The sequence below is a fragment of the Streptomyces sp. NPDC002773 genome (assembly GCF_040295605.1).
Lineage (GTDB): Bacteria > Actinomycetota > Actinomycetes > Streptomycetales > Streptomycetaceae > Streptomyces.
In genome coordinates, this window is the sequence record NZ_JBEOVO010000047.1 from 1 (window position 1) to 18679 (window position 18679).

Below are 18679 nucleotides of genomic sequence, written 5' to 3' on the forward strand. Positions count from 1 at the left end.
CCTTCGAGGAGTCCAGAGGGGCAGCAGCAGTGGGCCATGGCGGCCGGGCGCATGCGGCGCCCTCCGGCCGGAGGGCGCCCGCTCGGCCGTACCGCTGTTCACCAGGTGACGAGGAGTTCCTTCGGGCCGCGGATCAGCCCCTTCGACTGCCACACCACGTCCTCGGGGCTCCCCGCGAGACGCAGCCCCGGATAGCGGCGCAGCAGCGTCGACAGCATGACCTCGGACTCCATGCGGGTGAGCATCGCGCCCATGCAGTGGTGCGGCCCGTGCCCGAAGGACACGTGCCCGATGCCCTCGCGGTCGAAGTCGAGGGTGTGCGGGTCGTCGAAGGCCTCCGGGTCGCGGTTGGCCGCGAGGTAGGAGGCGTACACCGCCTCACCCGCCCGGATGGTCACCCCGCCGATCTCGACGTCCTCCGTCGCGATCCGCGGCAGCCCGACGCCGTTGCGGTGCGGGATCCAGCGCAGCAGCTCGTCCACGGCCTGCGGGAGCAGCTCCGGCTCGGCGCGCAGCCGGTCCGCGAGCTCCGGCCGGGTGAGGAGCACGTACACCATGTTGGCGCTGTTGTTCCGTACCGCGTGGGCGCCGCTGATCAGGATCGCCATGGCCAGCGAGACGGCCTCGTCGGCGTTGATCCTGCCCTCCGCGAGGGACTCCGCGAGCTCCCCAGCCAGGTCGTCCTGGGGCTCGGCGCGCCGCCGGTCGAGCAGCCGGGTGATGTAGCCGTGGATCTGGGCCTTCGCGGCCCGGCTGCTCTCCGGGCCGGGTCCCGACGACAGGATGAGGTCGGGCCAGGAGGCCAGCTCCGCCCGGTCCTCCTCGGGGACGCCGAGCAGGTCGCACACCACCGCCATCGGCAGCGGGCCGTGCAGGTGCTTCATCAGGTCGGCGGGCCGTCCCGCCGCCTCCATCGCGTCCAGGAAGCGGTCGGTGCCGGCCTGGGCCAGCGGGCGGAGCCGTTTGGTGCCCTGTCCGGTGAAGGCCTTGGTCACCGCCTTGCGCAGCTGGGTGTGGTACGGCGGATCGGCGTAGTTGAGGGCGGCCTTCGAGGCCACCATGTGGCCGGTCATCTTGGTGACCTGCTGGTCGAGCAGGGCCGTCCGGCTGAACCGGGGGTCGGAGGTCACCGCGCGCACGTCCTCGTACCGCGTCACCAGCCAGGCCTCGTTCTCCGCGGTGAACGGCAGCCGGATGCGGGCGACTGGCTCCTTGTCGAGGAGCTCGGTGAGCAGCGGGTCGAAGGCGAGGGCGGGGAGGTCCTCGACGGCCCAGGTACGGGCGGGCGGGGGCGGCGCGGGTTCGGTGGTCGTCTCGGGGGTCATGTGGTGGCTGTTCCCGGCGGTGGAGGGCGGCGATACGCCGAGCGTCGACTGCCCCCCGGACGGAGCACCCCGCAGCGGCCCTGACCCTCACTCAGCGTAAGCGTCCGGTCGCGTTCGCGGTTGCGGGGTCGCGATCACCGGGTGAGTGTGGGCGCAGTTCACGCGAACGAGACGAAGGAGCGAGTGTCGTGGTGACTTTGTGCAAGCCCGCAGTGTCCGTGCCCGAGCACGTGATCACGATGGAGGAAACCCTCGACCTCGCCCGCTCACATCATGAGGGGCATCCCCAACTGGCCCTGGCACTGCGCCTGATCGGCAACACCGGCGTGACCCGGCGGCACATCGTCCAGCCCATCGAGGAGACCCTGAAGCACCCCGGCTTCGAGGAACGCAACATCCGCTACGAGCGGGAGGCCAAGGCGCGGGTCCCCGCGGTCGTCCGGGAGGCGCTGGACAACGCGGCGCTGCGCCCGGCGGACATCGACATGATCGTCTACGTGTCGTGCACGGGCTTCATGATGCCCTCGCTGACCGCCTGGCTGATCAACACCATGGGCTTCCCCAGCCACACCCGCCAGGTCCCCATCGCCCAGCTCGGCTGCGCCGCCGGCGGAGCGGCGATCAACCGGGCGCACGACTTCTGCACCGCGTACCCCGACGCCAACGTCCTCATCGTGGCCTGCGAGTTCTGCTCGCTCTGCTACCAGCCCACCGACCTCGGGGTCGGCTCGCTGCTCTCCAACGGCCTCTTCGGCGACGCCGTCGCCGCCGCCGTGGTGCGCGGCCGGGGCGGCACCGGGATCGCCCTGGAGCGCAACAGCTCCCACCTCGTGCCCGACACCGAGGACTGGATCGCCTACAGCGTCCGCGCCACCGGCTTCCACTTCCTCCTCGACAAGCGGGTGCCCACCACGATGGAGCCGCTGGCCCCGGCGCTCCGCGAGATCGCGGGAGCGCACGGCTGGGACGCCGGAGAGCTGGACTTCTACATCATCCACGCCGGCGGGCCGCGGATCCTCGACGACCTGAGCCGCTTCCTCGAAGTGCCCCCGGAGGCCTTCCGGTTCAGCCGCGCCACGCTGACGGAGTACGGCAACATCGCCAGCGCCGTGGTCCTCGACGCCGTCCGCCGGCTCTTCGAGGAGGGCGGGCAGCCCGAGGGCGCGCGGGGCATCCTCGCCGGTTTCGGCCCCGGGATCACCGCCGAGATGTGCCTCGGCCGGTGGACGAACGCCCCGGTCTCGCCCCAGCCGAGCCTCGGCACCCGCCGCATCGTGGGCTACTCGCCGCCGTTCCAGCCCGCCCGCACGGCCGCCTGAGCGCCGAGCGCCGAACACCACCGACCCCTGTGCGCCGACCACCACCGACCCCCGTGCGCCGACCACCACCGACTCCTGCGCACCGAACACCACCGACCCCTGCGCACCGACCACCACGTACGACGACGGGTGTGACGACCCGTCCGCGTACGAGCACCCCGGACGCCGTGTCCACAGAACCGCCCCAGCAGAGGAGAGCCGTATGTCCGCCACGCCACCGCCCCGCCGCAGCAAGCGCTCCAAGACCCTGCGAGGCTCCGCCGCGCTCACCGCGCTGCTCGCCGGAGCGGCCGCCGCCACGCTCGCCGGCGCGCCCGCCGAGGCGTCCGCCCCGCCCGCTGTCCGGGTACCGATGCACCAGTGCTGGGTGAACGGCGTCTCCGCCCCGCCCGGCGAGATCGTGAACGGCACCAAGGGCGACGACCACATCTTCTGCGACAGCGACCTGGAGAACGTCACCGTCTGGGGCGGCGACGGGAACGACATGATCGAGGTACGCGGCCTGGTCATCGACTCGGCCGTGATGGGCGGCGAGGGCGACGACGTCATCCGCGCCAAGCACCTCGTGCCCCAGAACGCCTCCAGCATGGTCCGCGGCAACCGGGGCAACGACGTCATCAAGGTCGCCACCGTCGCCGGCGACGGCGCGACGCACGGCGCGGTCGTCCACGGCGACGACGGCAACGACAAGATCACCACCGGTTCGGTGACGGGCGCGCCCGGCAAGTTCAACCGGGGCGGTGGCATCGTCACCGGCAACGACGGCATCGACACCATCAAGGTCGGCACGATCGACTTCTCCGGCCGGGTCCTCGGCGGCAGCGAGGACGACGAGATCGAGGCGGCGGGCCTCGGCCCCGAGTCCGGCGGCCTCATCCAGGCCGGTCCCGGCAACGACCGGATCAGCGGCCCCGGCGGCGCGGTCCTGACCGTCGGCCCGCACTGGGGCTCCGTGGACGCCGGTGTCGGCAAGGACACCTGCACGGTGAAGTCGGTCTCCACCCGGACGTCCATCAGCTCCTGCGAGATCCTGCCGAAGGCGCCGCCCGCGAACGGCGGGGCGAAGCCCGCGAAGCCGGCCGACTCGGCGGACACGGCGGGCCCCGCGGACTCGGCGGGCCCCGTGGGCCCGGCTGACTCCGCTGCCCCGGCTGACTCCGCCGGCCCGGCTGACTCCGCCGGCCCGGCCGACTCCGCGGACCCGGCCGACCCGGCCGACGCGGCGGACGCGGCGGCCTGGCCCGCCGCGAAGCCCGCCGGTCACTGAGCCGGACGGCTCAGACCACGGCCTGCCGCCGCACCCAGTGGCAGGCCACCTCCTGTGCCCCGCCGCCGCCCAGAACCGGCAGCCCCTCACCCCGGCAGCTGTCCGCGACCGCCGCCGCCTCGCCCGAGGCGAGGACCTGGCAGCGGACGTGGAAGCGGCAGCCGGAAGGGATGCGGGACGGGTCCGGGGGCTCACCGGTCAGCACCACCGGCGCGCCCCCGGACTCAGGGAGCACCGAAAGCAGCGCCCGTGTGTACGGGTGCTGAGGCCGGGTCAGCACGGACTCCACCGTGCCGGTCTCCACGACCCGGCCCAGGTACATCACCGCCACCCGGTCCGCGATGTTCCACGCGAGCCCCAGATCGTGCGTCACCACCAGCGCCGAGAGCCCCAGTTCGTCCCGCAGGCGCAGCAGCAGCGCCAGGATCTCGCCCCGTACCGACGCGTCGAGGGAGGCCACCGGCTCGTCCGCGACGATGAGCTCGGGCTCCAGGACCAGCGCGCCCGCGATCACCACCCGCTGCCGCTGCCCGCCGGACAGCTCGTGCGGATAGCGCAGGAAGAACCGCTCAGGAGGCCGGAGCCCGGCCCGCGCGAGGGCCCCGGCGACCGCCTCCCGCTCGTCAAGCTCCGATCGGTGGACCCCGTGGATCCGCAGCCCCTCCGCCACCGCGTCGTACACGGTGTGGCGGGGGTTCAGCGAACCGCTCGGGTCCTGGAGGACCAGCTGCGCCCGCCGCCGGTAGGCCTTGAGGGCCCCGGAGGAGTACCCGAGCGGCTGCCCGTCGAAGGCGACCGTCCCCGACGTGGGCCGGACGAGGCCGAGCAGCGAGCGCGCGAGCGTCGTCTTTCCGCAGCCCGACTCCCCGACGAGGGCCACGATCTCGCCCGCGCCGATGTCCAGGTCCACCCCGTCGACCGCGCGCGCGGTCGGCGCGCCCCGCCGCCCGGGGAAGGCGACGTGCAGCCCGCGCGCCGAAAGCAGCGGCCGCGCGGATGTCTCCGTACTCATGACGTGCTCCCCACATGGACGCAGGCGGCCCGGTGACCGGCGCCCGCCTGCCGCAGTTCCTGGTCGAGCTCCCCGCAGCCGGCCACCGCCACCGGGCAGCGCGGATGGAAGGCGCAGCCGCCGGGCAGGTCCGCCGGATCCGGCGGGTCACCCGGCAGACCGCGCGGCGCCCGCCGGGACGCGAGGTCCCCGACGCGCGGGAACGCCGAGGACAGGGCGCGCCCGTAGGGGTGCTCGGCCGCCTCGTACACCGCCCGCGCAGGCCCCTCCTCGACGACCCGCCCCGCGTACATCACGGCCAGCCGGTCGCAGGTGTCGGCGAGGACCGCCAGGTCGTGGCTGATCATCAGGAGGCTGATGGACTGCTCGGCGACGAGCCGCTCGATCAGCCGCAGGATCTGCGCCTGGATCATCACGTCGAGCGCGGTCGTCGGCTCGTCCGCGACGATCAGCCGGGGATCGCAGGCCAGGGCCATCGCGATCATCACGCGCTGCCGCTGCCCGCCGGACAGCTCGTGCGGATAGGCGGCCGCCCGCGCGGCGGGCAGCCCGACGTGTTCGAGGAGTTCCCCGGCGCGCCTGCGGGCGGCCGCCGGGGTCGCGTGGCCGTGGACGAGCAGCGGCTCCGCGATCTGGTCCCCGATCCGGTGCACCGCGTTGAGCGAGTGCATCGCGCCCTGGAAGACGATCGACGTGCCCGCCCAGCGCACCGCCCGGAGCCGGCCCCAGGTCATGGCGAGGACGTCGTCGCCGTCGAGCAGGATCCGGCCCTCGATCCGCGCCGAGGCCGGCAGGAGGCGCAGCAGCGCGAGCGCGAGCGTGGACTTGCCGCAGCCGGACTCGCCCGCCACCCCCAGCTTGCTGCCCGCCTCCAGGGTCAGGTCGACCCCGCGTACGGCGGGCACGGCGGACGCGCCCGAGCCGTACGTCACCCGCAGGTCCCGTACCTCGAGGAGGCTCATCGCCCCACCCCCAGCTTCGGGTTGAGCACGGACTCGACCGCGCGGCCGCACAGGGTGAACGCGAGCGCGACCAGGGCGATGGCGATGCCGGGCGGGGCCAGGTACCACCAGTGCCCGGAGGAGACCGCGCCCGCCTCGCGCGCGTCCTGGAGCATCCCGCCCCAGGAGACCACCGTCGGATCACCGAGCCCCAGGAAGGCGAGGGTCGCCTCCGTGAGGATGGCGGTGGAGATGCCGAGCGTGGTCTGGGCGAGCACCAGCGGCATCACGTTCGGCAGCACGTGCCTGCTCATGACGTGCCCGTGGCCGCCGCCGAGCGCGGTCGCCCGCTCGATGTACGGGCGGGACTCGACCGCGATCGTCTGCGCCCGCACCAGGCGGGCGGTGGTCGGCCAGGAGGTCACGCCGATCGCCAGGACCACCGTCCACATCGACCGGGACATGACGGTGGCGAGCACGATCGCGAGGACCAGCGCCGGCATCACCAGGAACCAGTCGGTGACCCGCATGACGACGGTCGAGAACCAGCCGCCGTAATGTCCGGCGACGATCCCCACCAGGGTGCCGATGGCGACCGAGAGGGCCGCCGCGAGCAGACCGACGAGCAGCGAGATCCGCGCCCCCCAGATCAGCAGACCGAGCAGTGAACGCCCGAACTGGTCGGTGCCCAGCGGGAATTCCATGCTCGGAGCCTCCAGGGCCCCGCCGGTGGCCTTCGTCACCGACTGCACGTCGGCGCCGACGAGCAGGGGGGCGGTGAGGGCGAGCAGGGCGATCAGCGCGAGGGCGGCGAGGCCGTACAGGCCGGCGCGATGGGTGCGGTACGCCTTCCAGAAGCGGGCCGCCGAGCGCCGGCGGCGTTCCCAGGCGAGTGACGACGTCGGCAGGGCCGTCGGTTTCGTGGAGGTCATCGGCCCACCCGGGGGTCGAGCAGCGGATAGAGCAGGTCGGCGATCAGGTTCATCAGGATCATCGCTCCGGCGAACACCACGAACAGGCCCTGCACGAGCGGCAGGTCCGGCACGCTGAGCGCCTGGTAGAACAGCCCGCCGAGCCCCGGCCAGGAGAACACCGTCTCCACCAGGATCGACCCGGCGGCCACATGGCCCAGATTGATGAAGATCATGGTGACGGTCGGCAGGAGCGCGTTCGGCACGGCGTGCCGGCGCCGCACGGCGTCGTCGCGCAGCCCCTTCGCCCGCGCGGTGGTCAGATAGTCGCCGCCCATCTCGTCGAGCAGCGAGGAACGCATCACGAGCAGGGTCTGCGCGTAGCCGACCGCCACGAGCGTGACGACTGGCAGCACCAGATGGTGGGCGACGTCGAGGACGTACGCGAAACCGGTCTCGCCGGTCCCCGACTCCATGCCGCCGGTCGGGAAGAGCCCCGGGACCGGTCCCATGCCGACGGAGAACACGATGATGAGCAGCAGCCCGAGCCAGAACGAGGGCACCGACCACAGGGTCAGGGCGATCCCGGTGTTCAGCTTGTCGCCGAGCCCGCCGTGGCGCCAGGCCGAGCGGGTGCCGAGCCAGAGGCCGAGCGCCGAGTAGATCACCACGGCGACCCCGGTGAGCAGCAGGGTCGCGGGAAGCTTCTCCGCGATCAGCTCCCCGACGGGAGTGCGGAACTGGAACGAGGTGCCGAGGTCACCGCTCAGTGCCTTGGCGCAGTAGTCGGTGAACTGCTGCCACAGCGGCAGGTCGAGGCCGAACTGCCGCCGGAGCGTCGCGAGTTGTTCGGCCGTGGTGGGCACGCCGTGCGTCATCGCCTTCACCGGGTCACCGGGGATGATCCGGAAGAGGAAGAAGCTGGTGACGAGAACAGCGAAGAGCGAGACGAGCGCGCCGCCCAGCTTCCCCGCCGCGTGGCGGAGATAGCCGAGGGAGGAACCGGTGCGGGGTGCGCCGTCCGTGACGCGGGCCTTCTCGGCCCGCGGCACGTCGGCGGCGGTGCTTGCCGTCGCCACGGTCCTACTCGCGGTCGTCGGCGGTGGAGCGGCGGCGCAGACCGAGGACGATGCCGACGCCGACCACGACCACCACGGCGGCGCCGATGCCGACGATCACCCCGGTGGACGAGCCGCTGTCGGAGCCGGCGGCCCTGGCCGCGGGCGCGGCCGACCACCAGCTCCAGTAGCCGTCCTGCCCCCACAGGTTGCCGGCGGCCTCGGGCATGGTCGTGATGGACGCGATCTGGTCCGTGCGGTACGCCTCCAGGGCGTTCGGATAGGCCATGACGTTCATGTACCCCGTGTCGTACAGCCGGGACTGCATCCGCTTCACCAGATCCGCCCGCTTGGCGGCGTCGTACTCCACCGCCTGCTGCGCGTAGAGCCCGTCGAACTCCTTGTCGCAGATGAAGTTGTCGGTGGCCCCGGAGTCCTTCGGTGTCGCCGGGAGCGTGCCGCAGGTGTGGATCGACAGGACGTAGTCCGGGTCGGGGTTGACCGACCAGCCGTCGAAGGCGAGGTCGTAGTCGCCCTTGACCCAGGGATCGGAGACGCTGTCCAGGCACTCGACCTTCAGACCGATGCCGAGCTTGCCCCACCACTCCTGGAGGTACTTGCCGACCGCCTTGTCGTTCGGGTCGGTGGCGTGGCACAGGATGCGGAAGTCCAGCGGCTTGCCGTCCTTGCCGACCCGCTTGCCCCCGGCGTTCTTCCGGTAGCCGGCCGCGTCGAGGACCTTCGCCGCCTCGACGGGGTCGTAGGCCCGCTTCTGGGCGCCCTCCGGCTTCCAGAAGTACGAGCCGAAGCGCGGCGGGATGTACCCCTCGCCCTCGACGGCGTGGCCCTGGAAGACCTTGTCGACGATGGTCGTCCGGTCGACGGCGAGGAAGAGCGCCCTGCGCACCGCCGGGTCGAGCAGCGCCTTGTGCCCGTTGCCGAACGTCTTCCCGTCCTTGGCCCGCGCGCCCGGGTTGGTGGCGATGGCGAAGAAACGGCGGCCGGGGGCGTCGTTGACCTTGATGTCCTTCTGCGTCTTGAGCGCGGCGGCCTGGGCGGGCGTCAGGTTCGGTACGAAGGACACCTCGCCCTTCTGGAGGGCGGCGACGGCGGCGTCACCGTCCTTGTAGTACTTGAACACCAGCTCGTCGAACTTGGGTGCGCCCCGCCAGAACTTCTTGTTCGGTTCGAGCTTGATGTACTGGTCGACCTTGAAGTCCGTGACGACGAACGGCCCGTTGCCCACGATGGGGAACTGCTTGTCGTTGTTGAACTTCGAGAAGTCGCCGACCTTCTCCCAGACGTGCTTGGGCACGATCGGCACGTCGAGCGCCGTCATCGTCGCCTGGGGCTTCTTCAGGCGGATCACGAGCGTCCGCGGGTCGGGTGCGGTGACCTCGGCGAAGTTCGCCGTGAAGCTGCCGTTGGCGGTGGCGGCGTTCGGGTCGGTCATCATCTTGTTGAAGGTCCAGGCCGCGTCCTCCGCGGTGGCCGGCTTCCCGTCGGACCAGGTCGAATCCTCGCGGATCGTGTACGTCCACGTCAGCTTGTCCGGCGAGGAGGTCCACGCGGTCGCCAGGCCCGGGATCGGACGGGCGTCCTTCGCGTCGTAGTTGGTGAGGTACTCGTAGGCCAGCCGGTGGATGCTGGTCGAGGTGAGCTTCTGCGCGAGGAACGGGCTCAGCGAGTCGATGCTCTGCGAGACGGCGACCGTGAGCGTGTTCCGCGCGGGCCGCTTGTCGTCCTCCGCGGCGGCGGTACCGGGGACGGCCACGAGCGAGACGGCGGTGACACCGGAGGCGAGCAGCAGGTGGAGCGCTCTGCGGGCGGGTGCGGGACGGGGTGGAGCCTTCGTGACCATGACCATGGGACGTGACCTCGCGTCGGGGGATCTGCCGTGGATCTTGGGCTGACGATGGGTGAAGCGAAGGTGTATCAGCGGTGGTCTGCCGTCGTCAACGATCCCTCAAACCCCGTGTGGGCTGCGGGAATGCCAAGAGGCCCCGCACCGGGGGACCGGTACGGGGCCTCATTGGTCTACTCCTGTGACGCCTTACTGCTGAGGGGCTGGCGGAGCCTGCGGGGGCTGCTGCTGGTGCCAGTGCGGCGGCGGGACCTGGGGCTGGCCCTGGTCCTGCCCCGGCGCGGAACCGGTGCCGTGATCCTGCGGATCGGCCTGCGGGGGCAGCGGCTGACCCGGCGTCGGCTGCTGCCAGCCCTGGGGCATGCCGGGCTGCCCGGGGGGCGCGCCGAACGGCTGTCCGGGCGCGGGCTGTGCTCCGTACGGCTGACCCGGGGCGGGCGGAGCTCCATACGGCTGACCGGGTACGGGCGCGGCTCCGTACGGCTGACCGGGCATCGGCTGGCCCGGTACGGGCTGCGCGTCACCGTACGGCTGTCCGGGCGCCGGCTGCGCGCCGTAGGGCTGACCGGGCGCCGGCGGCTGTCCGTAGGGCTGCTGCGGCGGGTACGGCTGGCCGGGCACGGGCTGTCCGGGCGCCGGCGGGCCACCGTAGGGCTGCCCCGGTACGGGCTGTCCGGGCGCGAAGTGCCCCGGCACCTGTTGTCCGGGCGTGGGCTGTCCCGGCATCGGCTGGCCCGGCATGGGCTGTCCCGGCATGGGCTGTCCGGGCATGGGCTGTCCGGGCATCGCGTGGCCCGGCATCGGCGGGGCCATGTGCGGAGGCATCGCGCCCTGGCTGTCACCCGTCCACAGCCCCTGCGCCTGCTGGGCGCGTACGAAGTCCTCGGCCACCATCGCCGAGAGGTGGAAGTACGCCTCCCGGGTCTTCGGCCGCATCATGTCGAGGTCCACCTCCGCACCGGCGGACAGGTGCTCGTCGAAGGGGACGACCACGACACCGCGGCAGCGTGTCTGGAAGTGCTGCACGATGTCCTCGACCTTGATCATCTTGCCGGTCTCGCGGACTCCGGAGATGACCGTGATCGAGCGCTGCACCAGGTCCGCGTAACCGTGCGCGGAGAGCCAGTCCAGCGTCGTCGACGCGCTGGAGGCGCCGTCCACGGAGGGCGTGGAGATGATGATCAGCTGATCGGCGAGGTCGAGCACCCCGCGCATCGCGCTGTACAGCAGACCCGTACCCGAGTCCGTGAGGATGATCGGGTACTGCTTGCCGAGGACGTCGATCGCCCGCCGGTAGTCCTCGTCGTTGAAGGTCGTCGAGACGGCCGGGTCCACGTCGTTGGCGAGGATCTCGAGACCGGACGGCGCCTGCGAGGTGAAGCGGCGGATGTCCATGTACGAGTGGAGGTACGGGATCGCCTGCACCAGGTCGCGGATGGTCGCGCCGGTCTCGCGCCGCACTCGGCGGCCGAGGGTGCCGGCGTCCGGGTTGGCGTCGATCGCCAGGATCTTGTCCTGCCGCTCGGTCGCCAGGGTCGCGCCGAGCGCGGTCGTCGTCGTGGTCTTGCCGACACCGCCCTTGAGCGAGATGACCGCGATCCGGTAGCAGGAGAGGACCGGCGTACGGATCAGCTCCAGCTTGCGCTGCCGCTCCGCCTCCTCCTTCTTCCCGCCGAGCTTGAAACGGGCGGCGGGACCGCTCGGGTTCCGGCTGGACTTGGGCTTCTGCTTGTTGTTGCGGAGGAGCCGGTCGGAGGAGAGCTCCACGGCCGCGTTGTACCCGAGGGGCGCGCCCGGCACGGACCGCTCGCGCTGATCGTGCGTCACGGGTGAGGGCCAGGCGGCCCCGGTCCGCGGATCGACGGGCGGGTGCGCGTCGTGCGGCGGCTGGGGGGCGGACTGCGGGGGTACGGCGGCGGGGTGCGGGTAGCCGTAACCGCCGCCCGGCACCTGGGCCTGCGGCGGTACGCCACCGGGGGGCGCGGACTGGCCCCCTGGGCCCTGCGGGTAGCCGTAACCGCCCTGCTGCGGAGGAGTCCCGGGCTGCGGGAAGCCGTAGCCGCCCTGGGGCGCGGGCTGCTGGGGGGCCTGCGGAGCCTGCGGGTAGCCGTAGGAGCCGGGCGGCTGGGGCTGCGGCTGCGGCTGGGCCTGCGGCGGTACGGTGCCGGGCGCGGCGGGGGTCCCCTGCGCCGGCCAGGCGGCGGCGGGCGGCAACGGCGCGGCCTGGGGCGTCGGCTGCGCCCCCGGGGCAGGCTGCGCGGGCCACTGCTGGGCGGGCCCGGGGGCGGCCGGCTGGAAGGACGGCGGCAGCGGCGGCAATCCTGCGCCGGCCTGCGGTCCGGCCTGCGGTCCGGCGGCGGGGAGGGGTCCGGGGGCGGCACCGGGGAACGGCCCGGGAGCCGCGCCGGGACCGAAGCCCTGCGGCGCTTCGGCCTGCGGGTAGGGGGCGGGGGCGACGGGCGGGGCCGGCTGGGCGTCCGGGGCAGCGGGGCCGCCGGCGGCCACGGCGTCGGCGACCGGCGCCGGGTCCGCGTCGGCGTCTCCGGCCTCCGGGGGCACCACGGCGTCGGCGGCTGCCTCGGCGGGGGTCTCGTCGGCGTCGGAGGAGATGGCCGGGGCCGCGCCTTCCGCGCTTGACCCGGACTCGTCCGAGGAGTCGGCCGACTCGGCGGGGCCGTCAGCCTCGGCGGGATCGGTGCTCGTGGCGGCGGATTCGGACTCGGCCGAGGCGCCGCCGGTCGTGGCCTCCGCGGCGGTCTCCTCGACGGTGCCGACGGCAGCCGAGCCGGGCTCCTGGGCTTCGCCCTCCGTGGCGTCCGGCGTCGCGGACGCGGCGGAGGTCTCCGCCGCACGCTCGGCCATCTCGCGCTGGAGCGCGGCGGGGGAGAAGCGCACGGTCGCGCCGCTCTCGACGTCCCCGAGGGGCGCGTCAGGCGCGGGAACGGCGGCGGGCGCGGGAACGGCGGCGGGCGCCGGGGCACTCGGCAGCGAGGGGGGCGGCACCGGAGCACCCGGCGCACCCGCGCCGACAGGAGGCACACCCGCGCCGACAGGAGCCGCACCACCAGCAGGTACCCCGGCACCCGACGAAGCCGCACCGACCGGAGGCACACCCGCGCCGACCGGAGCCGCACCCACCGGAGCCGCACCCACCGGAGCCGCACCCACCGGAGCCGCACCCGCCGGCGTAGCCCCCGCGTTCCAGCCGGGCTCGAAGCCGCTGCCCGCCGGGAGGCCCGGTACGGGGAGCGGTACGCCGCTCGGCGGCGGGGGAGTGGCACCGCCCGCCCCCGCACCGCCCGACGCGTTCTGCGTGTACCAGGCGGGCGGGGTGTAGTCGATGGTGAACTCACCCGTCATCTCGGCGGGATCCGCGTCGGACTGATCGTCGGCGGGTGGATTCCAACCCCCGTGGATCTCGTCGCGATCGCCGTTCACTTTGCCTCCTGGTGTGGTCGAGCACCCTTGTGCCGTTGTGGGCGGGGCCCTTCCAGCCTAATCGGCGCGGGCAGCCCCCGGGCAGGCCCGACAGCCCCTCCGTGCCCCTCCCCGTGACCCGGTTCGGTCCCCAAGTGACCTGACCGCGCCACAGAGTGAAAACCCCGACTATCCAAAACGATGCATAAACGGACGTACTTGAACAACTTCATGGCGTTCGGTCGCCGTTCAGTCCATCCGGCGCGCACCGCCCAACAATCCGGTCTCGGCGTCGGTCGCCTGCGTCATGACGAACTGGCGGTCGCTCGTCGTGCACCAGAGGGTCACCCCGTCCGCGAGCGTGGACAGCGCCTCGTACTCGTGGCGGGGCAGGCTCATGATGCGGCCGATCTGCGCGGCCTCGTCGGGGGAGACCCGCTGCACACCGACCAGCGACGACTTCTCCAGGAGCCGGGGCGCGACCGGGCTCAGATACGGCAGCAGCGTCACCACCGACTGCCAGGGCGCCGAGACGACCCGGCCGCGCGGCGGCCGCATGCCGCAGTCGCGCACCACCACGACCGGACTGCCCGCGGACGCGCCCTGCGGCGGCACCCGCCCCACGTCGTGCAGCGAGATGCACGGCTGTCCGCCGCCCGCGGCCTGTGCGAGCGCCGTCCACGCCTGCGCGCGGCCGGTCTCGACCGCCACCCGGGCGCCCGTCGCGGCGGCCCGGAGCGCCAGCACCTGCGCGGTCCAGAGCCCGCCGATGAGGGTGACGTCGTAGGGGACGGGCCGGTTGATGCCGAGCACCGCGGGGCGGCTCTCGGCGTCGACACCGATCACCATGCCGTCGTCGCCGACCGGCAGGGCCAGCGCGTCGAGTTGGTCGAGGGGGACGGAGTGCTTGTCGCGGCGCGGCCCGACGAGCCCGAAACCGAACCGGGGCCGCGAGCCCCGACCCGTACCACCCGCACCCCTGGGGTCCGTACCCCTGGAGTCCGTACCCCGGGAGCCCCGGGAAGCCGACCTGTGGGAGCCGCCGGGACCGCCGGAGCGGCCCTGCGTACCGAAGGAAGCGGTCGACATCAGCGCGCACCCCCCAGCGGAAGCGTCGCGAGGATGCCCGGCACCTGTTCCCGGTCGAGCCGCACCAGACCCGTCCTCACCCCGCGCGCAGCACGCTCCAGTTCGTGCCGCGCGGCCACCAGTTCCTCGTCGCTGCGCCCGGTGATCCGTACGTGTCCGGCCACCGTCACCTCCTGTCGGTCCCCGCCGCTCAGCGTCAGGCTGAACGTCGTCGCGAGCGCGGGCAGCGAGGTCAGCAGGGCCACCAGCTGCGGCATCGAGGCTCCCGCGCCGCCCTGGCCGCCCAGCTGGGGCCAGCGCCCCACCCAGTACGTCGTGTGCCGCCGGTCGTCCACCCGCCAGGTCCGTGCGGTCTCCTGCGTCCGCCGCCCCTGCGGCTGCCCCCGGCCCGCCTGCGCTATCGCCATCGGGCTCGCGCAGGTCGAGGTGGCGAGCGCCGACGTGAGCTCCTGCTCCGTCAGGACGCTCGCCCGGAACCCGGCGCCCGCGAGCCGGCTCGCCAGCTGGTCCGCCGCCCGCACCACGCACTTCTGCGCGCCCGTCACACCGCCGCCGCGCGCGGCGACCGCCTCCGGGCACAGTTCGGGGTCGAGCTTGAGCGCGATCCAGGTGATCCGTACCGCGGGCGAACCCGTCTGCGCCTGGAGCGGCCCGTAGTTGCGCGCGGCCATGGACTGCGCGGGCAGGTGCGGCGCGGGCGCCGGCTGGGTGTGCTGCACGATCTGCGCCGACTCCAGACGGATGCCGTCCACGCTCAGCACGTCCCGGACGAGCCCGACGGGCAGCGGCCGCGCCGCGCGGTCCGGACGCAGGGCGGTGCCGTCCGACTCCACCCGCAGGACGGCGGTCAGGAAGGTGCCGTCGCCGACCATGCCGACCGGACGCCGGTCACGGTCGCTGTAGGCGTAGGTCCGCAGCGCCGGGTCGCACTCGACGACCGGCGCGAACCCCGGCTCGGTGCCCTCGGGCACCGTGAACGAGGCAGCCCGGCGGCTGCGGGCCCGCAACGCCAGGAAGGTGCCGAGCCACTCGGGCAGGGAGCGCCGGTGGCGGCGTACGACGGCGAGCAGCAGCAGCACGACGGCGACCACGCCCGCGGGCACGAGCAGCATCGGCTCCACGACCCAGGCGACGACGAGCAGAGCCGCCGCCACCTCGATCAGTACGAGCTGTTGCAATTGGAACGAACCGAAGTGTCCCGGGCGCGCCTGAAGCCTCGGTGAGACCGAGGAGACGGGTCCCGTGGACGGGGGTTCGGAGGCGGTGGCCGCTGCGGGCCGCGTCCGCGTCGCGGAAGCCATGATGGAGAATCCCCCTCAATTCGTCCCGATCACCCTGGCCTGCCAGGGCTTTGGCGGCCGGATCACCCTACCCGCCCCACGAACACCACGGGACAGCAGGCATAGTAGGGGGCCGGTCCGACGGCCGGGGCCCGGGTGCCACTTCCCCGGCTCCCGCGCGAAGATCGCGTCTGACGAGAATGGGGACTCATGGCATCGCGGCGGGACGAGCTCAACGCGTACACCTTTGCGAAGAAGCGCACGGTGGCGGCATTCCTCCAACCCTCGCCCTCCGGCACGGAGGAGGGGGCGCCGAAGCCGCTGCGCGCGATCGTCCCCGGTCTCATCGTCGCCGCCCTCGTCGTCGCGGGCTTCGGCGCCTGGGGCATGTTCAGCCCCCAGGCCCCCAAGGGCTGGGACGCTCCCGGGACCCGCGTGATCGTCGGCAAGCAGTCGACGACCCGGTACGTGGTCCTGGAGACCGGCAAGGGCAAGGAGAAGAAGACCCTGCTCCACCCGGTCCTCAACCTCGCCTCCGCGCGGCTCCTCCTCAACCCCGACCAGTTCCAGGTCGTCCAGGTGGCCGACAAGAAGCTCGACGAGGGCAAGCCGCCGCGCGGCCCGATCCTCGGCATCCCGTACGCCCCCGACCGGCTGCCCACCGCTGACGACGCGGGCAAGGCCAAGCGCTGGGCCGTCTGCGAGCAGCCCGGCGGCGGTACGGGCGCCAGCGTCCAGAAGGCGACCTTCCTCTTCGCCGAGCGGGACCTCGGGCGCACCGAGGGCGCGGGCCGGCTCAAGGACGGGGAGGTCCTGTACGTCAAGGGCCAGAAGGGCGCCGCCCAGTTCCTCGTCGACCACACGGGCACCAAGTACCCGGTGAAGGCCGAGTCCCGCGGACTGCTCACCGCCCTCGTCGGCCTCCACAGGGAACCGCAGGCCGTCACCGACGACTGGCTCGCCACCCTGAACACCGGCGACCCGGTGGACTTCCCGGACGTCCCGGGAGAGGTCGGCGCGCCCGCCAATGTCCCGGGCACCCTGAAGGCGCCCGAGAACCGCATCGGCATGGTCCTGCTCGCCCAGACCGGCTCGGGACCCCAGTACTACGTCGTGCTCGCCGGGAAGGTCCAGCCGGTCAGCTGGTTCACCGCCTGGCTCCTCATCAGCTCCCCGGAGACCGGCGTCCTCGACATGGACGGCCAGGCCACCACCGTCGACGCCTCCTCGTTCGTGCCGGACGCCACCGTCTTCCACGACGGGGCCCGCTGGCCGCGCCTGAAGTCCTCCCTCGTCAACGACTCCACCCGCGCGAACGCCCCCGACACCGTGTGCAGCGTCCTCACCGGCGTCGACGAGAAGGGCGGGACGACCCTCGCCACCTGGGCCGGCACCAAGTACCCCGCCGACATCACGGCGGGCGGCACCAGCACGTACGTCACCCCGGGCACCGGGCTGCTCTACACCCAGATCCAGGGCAACCAGAAGACGCCCGACGGCTCGCTGTTCCTCGTCACCGACACCGGCCTGCGCTACGCCGTCCAGGCCAACGGCGACAGCGACTCCGCGCGCTCCGAGATCGGTGCGGGCGACAAGGAGAAGCCGACCGACGGACGCCCGGAACCCAGCGAGGCCCAGAAGCGTCTCGGCTACGAGAAGGTCGTACCGGCTCTCGTCCCGATCGCATGGTCGGAGTTCCTGTCGAAGGGCCCGCGACTCGACACCAACAGCGCGCGTCAGCCGCAGGGCTCCTAGGGGGTGGCACCGGTGACGACCACGTACCGCACGACCGCCCGGCCCCGCCGCACGGCCGCTCCGTACCCCACGGCGACCCTGCACCGCACGACCGCCGCCCTGCTCGCCGCGGGCGCCCTCACCGCCCTCCTGGCGACGCCCGCGGCGGCCGCCGAGCCGCGCCGGGGCGGGCCCGTCCTCGACGGCAGCGGCGAGTGCACCTTCCCCATGAAGAAGCAGATCGAGGGCATCCCCTGGCCGCTCCAGCGGGTCCTCCTCGACGAGCTGTGGCAGGACACCAAGGGCAAGGGCGTCCGGGTCGCCGTCATCGACACGGGTGTCGACGACGTCAACCCGCAGCTGCGGGAGGCCGTCGACGCCAAGGCGGGCAAGGACTACCTGAAGCCCGACCCGAAGAACCCCGGCTTCGGCGACGAGCTGCGCGGCAAGACCGACGGCACCGTCGACGACGTCGGCCACGGCACCAAGGTCGCCGGCATCATCGCCGCCCGCCCCCGCCCCGGCACCGGCTTCGTCGGTCTCGCCCCCGAGGCGAAGATCATCCCGATCCGGCAGAACGACGAGAAGAACAGCGGCAAGTCCGACACGATGGCGCTCGCGATCGACCACGCCGTCGCCAAGGGCGCCCACGTCATCAACATCTCGCAGGACACCACCCAGGCCCTCGACGCCGACTCGCCCATGGCCAAGGCCGTGGCCAACGCGATCAGGAGGAACGTCGTCGTCGTCGCCTCCGCGGGCAACGACGGCATGGACGGCAAGCTCAAGAACACGTACCCGGCCGCCTTCCCCGGCGTCCTCGCCGTCGCCTCCTCCGACCGGAACAACGAACGCGCCGCCTTCTCCCAGTCCGGCACCTTCGTGGGCGTCGCCGCCCCCGGCGTCGACATCGTCTCCACCGTCCCCGGCGGCGGCCAGTGCGTCGACAACGGCACCAGCTTCTCCGCGCCGTACGTCGCCGGTGTCGCCGCCCTGCTCCGCGCCGAGCACCCGAAGTGGACCGCGGCCCAGATCGTCGCCCGGATCGAGCAGACCGCCGTCCGCTCCATCAAAGGCCGCGACAACCACGTCGGTTGGGGCGTGATCGACCCGGTACGGGCGCTCGCCGACGCGCCCCCGGGGACGCCCGCGTCCTCGCCCACGGCCGACCCCGCACCGCCCAAGCCGCCGGCCCCCGAGCCGGCCCGTCTCGCCCTGTCGGAGACACCGCAGGAGCGCTCCGAACGGCTCGCCACCTACGCGTTGGGGATCGGCGCCGTCCTGGTGGCCGTGGTCGCCGGAACGGCCGTCGTGATCCGCGACAGCCGCCGTCGGAGGGGGGCCCGTTGACCCGCGTACCGGTCAAATATCCGGACCCTCCTTTGCAGTTGGAACTGCCGCCGTCAATGGCTAAAGTGACCGCTGGGCGCACGGAAGTGCGAGCCCAGCACGGGGGCGGCAT

The 18679-nt window shown here is 73.1% G+C and carries 13 protein-coding genes; 4 read left to right on the forward strand and 9 right to left on the reverse strand.

The window, feature by feature from the left end:
• Positions 1 to 98 precede the first annotated feature (98 nt).
• Positions 99 to 1325, reverse strand: coding sequence for a cytochrome P450 (locus tag ABT034_RS32560; protein ID WP_351220690.1), 1227 nt, complete (start codon positions 1323 to 1325; stop codon positions 99 to 101).
• Positions 1326 to 1405: 80 nt separating this feature from the next.
• On the opposite strand from ABT034_RS32560, the gene ABT034_RS32565 reads away from it, so the two are divergent.
• Together ABT034_RS32565 and ABT034_RS32570 are read left to right on the forward strand one after the other, a co-directional pair.
• Entirely contained in the window at positions 1406 to 2644 is a 1239-nt protein-coding gene (locus tag ABT034_RS32565) for a type III polyketide synthase (RefSeq protein ID WP_351220714.1), read from the forward strand.
• A gap of 202 nt (positions 2645 to 2846) precedes the next feature.
• Entirely contained in the window at positions 2847 to 3911 is a 1065-nt protein-coding gene (locus tag ABT034_RS32570) for a hypothetical protein (RefSeq protein ID WP_351220691.1), read from the forward strand.
• Positions 3912 to 3921: 10 nt separating this feature from the next.
• Here ABT034_RS32570 and ABT034_RS32575 read toward each other — a convergent pair whose 3' ends face one another.
• The 8 genes from ABT034_RS32575 to eccE all read right to left on the reverse strand — a co-directional run bounded on the left by ABT034_RS32575 (position 3922) and on the right by eccE (position 15504).
• Positions 3922 to 4923: an ABC transporter ATP-binding protein gene (locus ABT034_RS32575; RefSeq protein WP_351220692.1), complete on the reverse strand. Its 1002-nt coding sequence runs from the start codon at positions 4921 to 4923 to the stop codon at positions 3922 to 3924.
• A complete protein-coding gene (locus ABT034_RS32580; RefSeq protein WP_351220693.1) occupies positions 4920 to 5885 on the reverse strand; it encodes an ABC transporter ATP-binding protein in 966 nt (321 codons plus the stop codon). Before ABT034_RS32580 ends, ABT034_RS32575 begins: the two co-directional genes overlap by 4 nt.
• On the reverse strand, positions 5882 to 6796 hold the full coding sequence (locus tag ABT034_RS32585; RefSeq protein ID WP_351220694.1) for an ABC transporter permease: 915 nt from the start codon (positions 6794 to 6796) through the stop codon (positions 5882 to 5884). Before ABT034_RS32585 ends, ABT034_RS32580 begins: the two co-directional genes overlap by 4 nt.
• Positions 6793 to 7854: an ABC transporter permease gene (locus tag ABT034_RS32590; protein ID WP_351220695.1), complete on the reverse strand. Its 1062-nt coding sequence runs from the start codon at positions 7852 to 7854 to the stop codon at positions 6793 to 6795. The genes ABT034_RS32585 and ABT034_RS32590 overlap by 4 nt, the downstream gene beginning before the upstream one ends.
• A gap of 4 nt (positions 7855 to 7858) precedes the next feature.
• Positions 7859 to 9694, reverse strand: coding sequence for an ABC transporter substrate-binding protein (locus tag ABT034_RS32595; RefSeq protein WP_351220715.1), 1836 nt, complete (start codon positions 9692 to 9694; stop codon positions 7859 to 7861).
• Positions 9695 to 9886: 192 nt separating this feature from the next.
• Positions 9887 to 13135 carry an SCO5717 family growth-regulating ATPase gene (locus tag ABT034_RS32600; RefSeq protein ID WP_351220696.1) on the reverse strand — a complete coding sequence of 1083 codons (3249 nt, stop codon included), beginning with the start codon at positions 13133 to 13135 and terminating at the stop codon, positions 9887 to 9889.
• 228 nt (positions 13136 to 13363) lie between these two features.
• Positions 13364 to 14203, reverse strand: a complete 840-nt coding sequence (locus ABT034_RS32605; protein ID WP_351220697.1) for a hypothetical protein — start codon at positions 14201 to 14203, stop codon at positions 13364 to 13366.
• Complete coding sequence (gene eccE / locus ABT034_RS32610; protein ID WP_351220698.1) at positions 14203 to 15504, reverse strand: type VII secretion protein EccE; 1302 nt, start codon at positions 15502 to 15504, stop codon at positions 14203 to 14205. Before eccE ends, ABT034_RS32605 begins: the two co-directional genes overlap by 1 nt.
• 189 nt (positions 15505 to 15693) lie before the next feature.
• On the opposite strand from eccE, the gene eccB reads away from it, so the two are divergent.
• Positions 15694 to 17238, forward strand: coding sequence for a type VII secretion protein EccB (gene eccB, locus ABT034_RS32615; protein ID WP_351220699.1), 1545 nt, complete (start codon positions 15694 to 15696; stop codon positions 17236 to 17238).
• Between the two features lie 78 nt (positions 17239 to 17316).
• Positions 17317 to 18567 (forward strand): type VII secretion-associated serine protease mycosin, encoded by a 1251-nt coding sequence (gene mycP / locus ABT034_RS32620; RefSeq protein ID WP_351220716.1) that lies wholly within the window; start codon positions 17317 to 17319, stop codon positions 18565 to 18567.
• Positions 18568 to 18679: the final 112 nt, after the last annotated feature.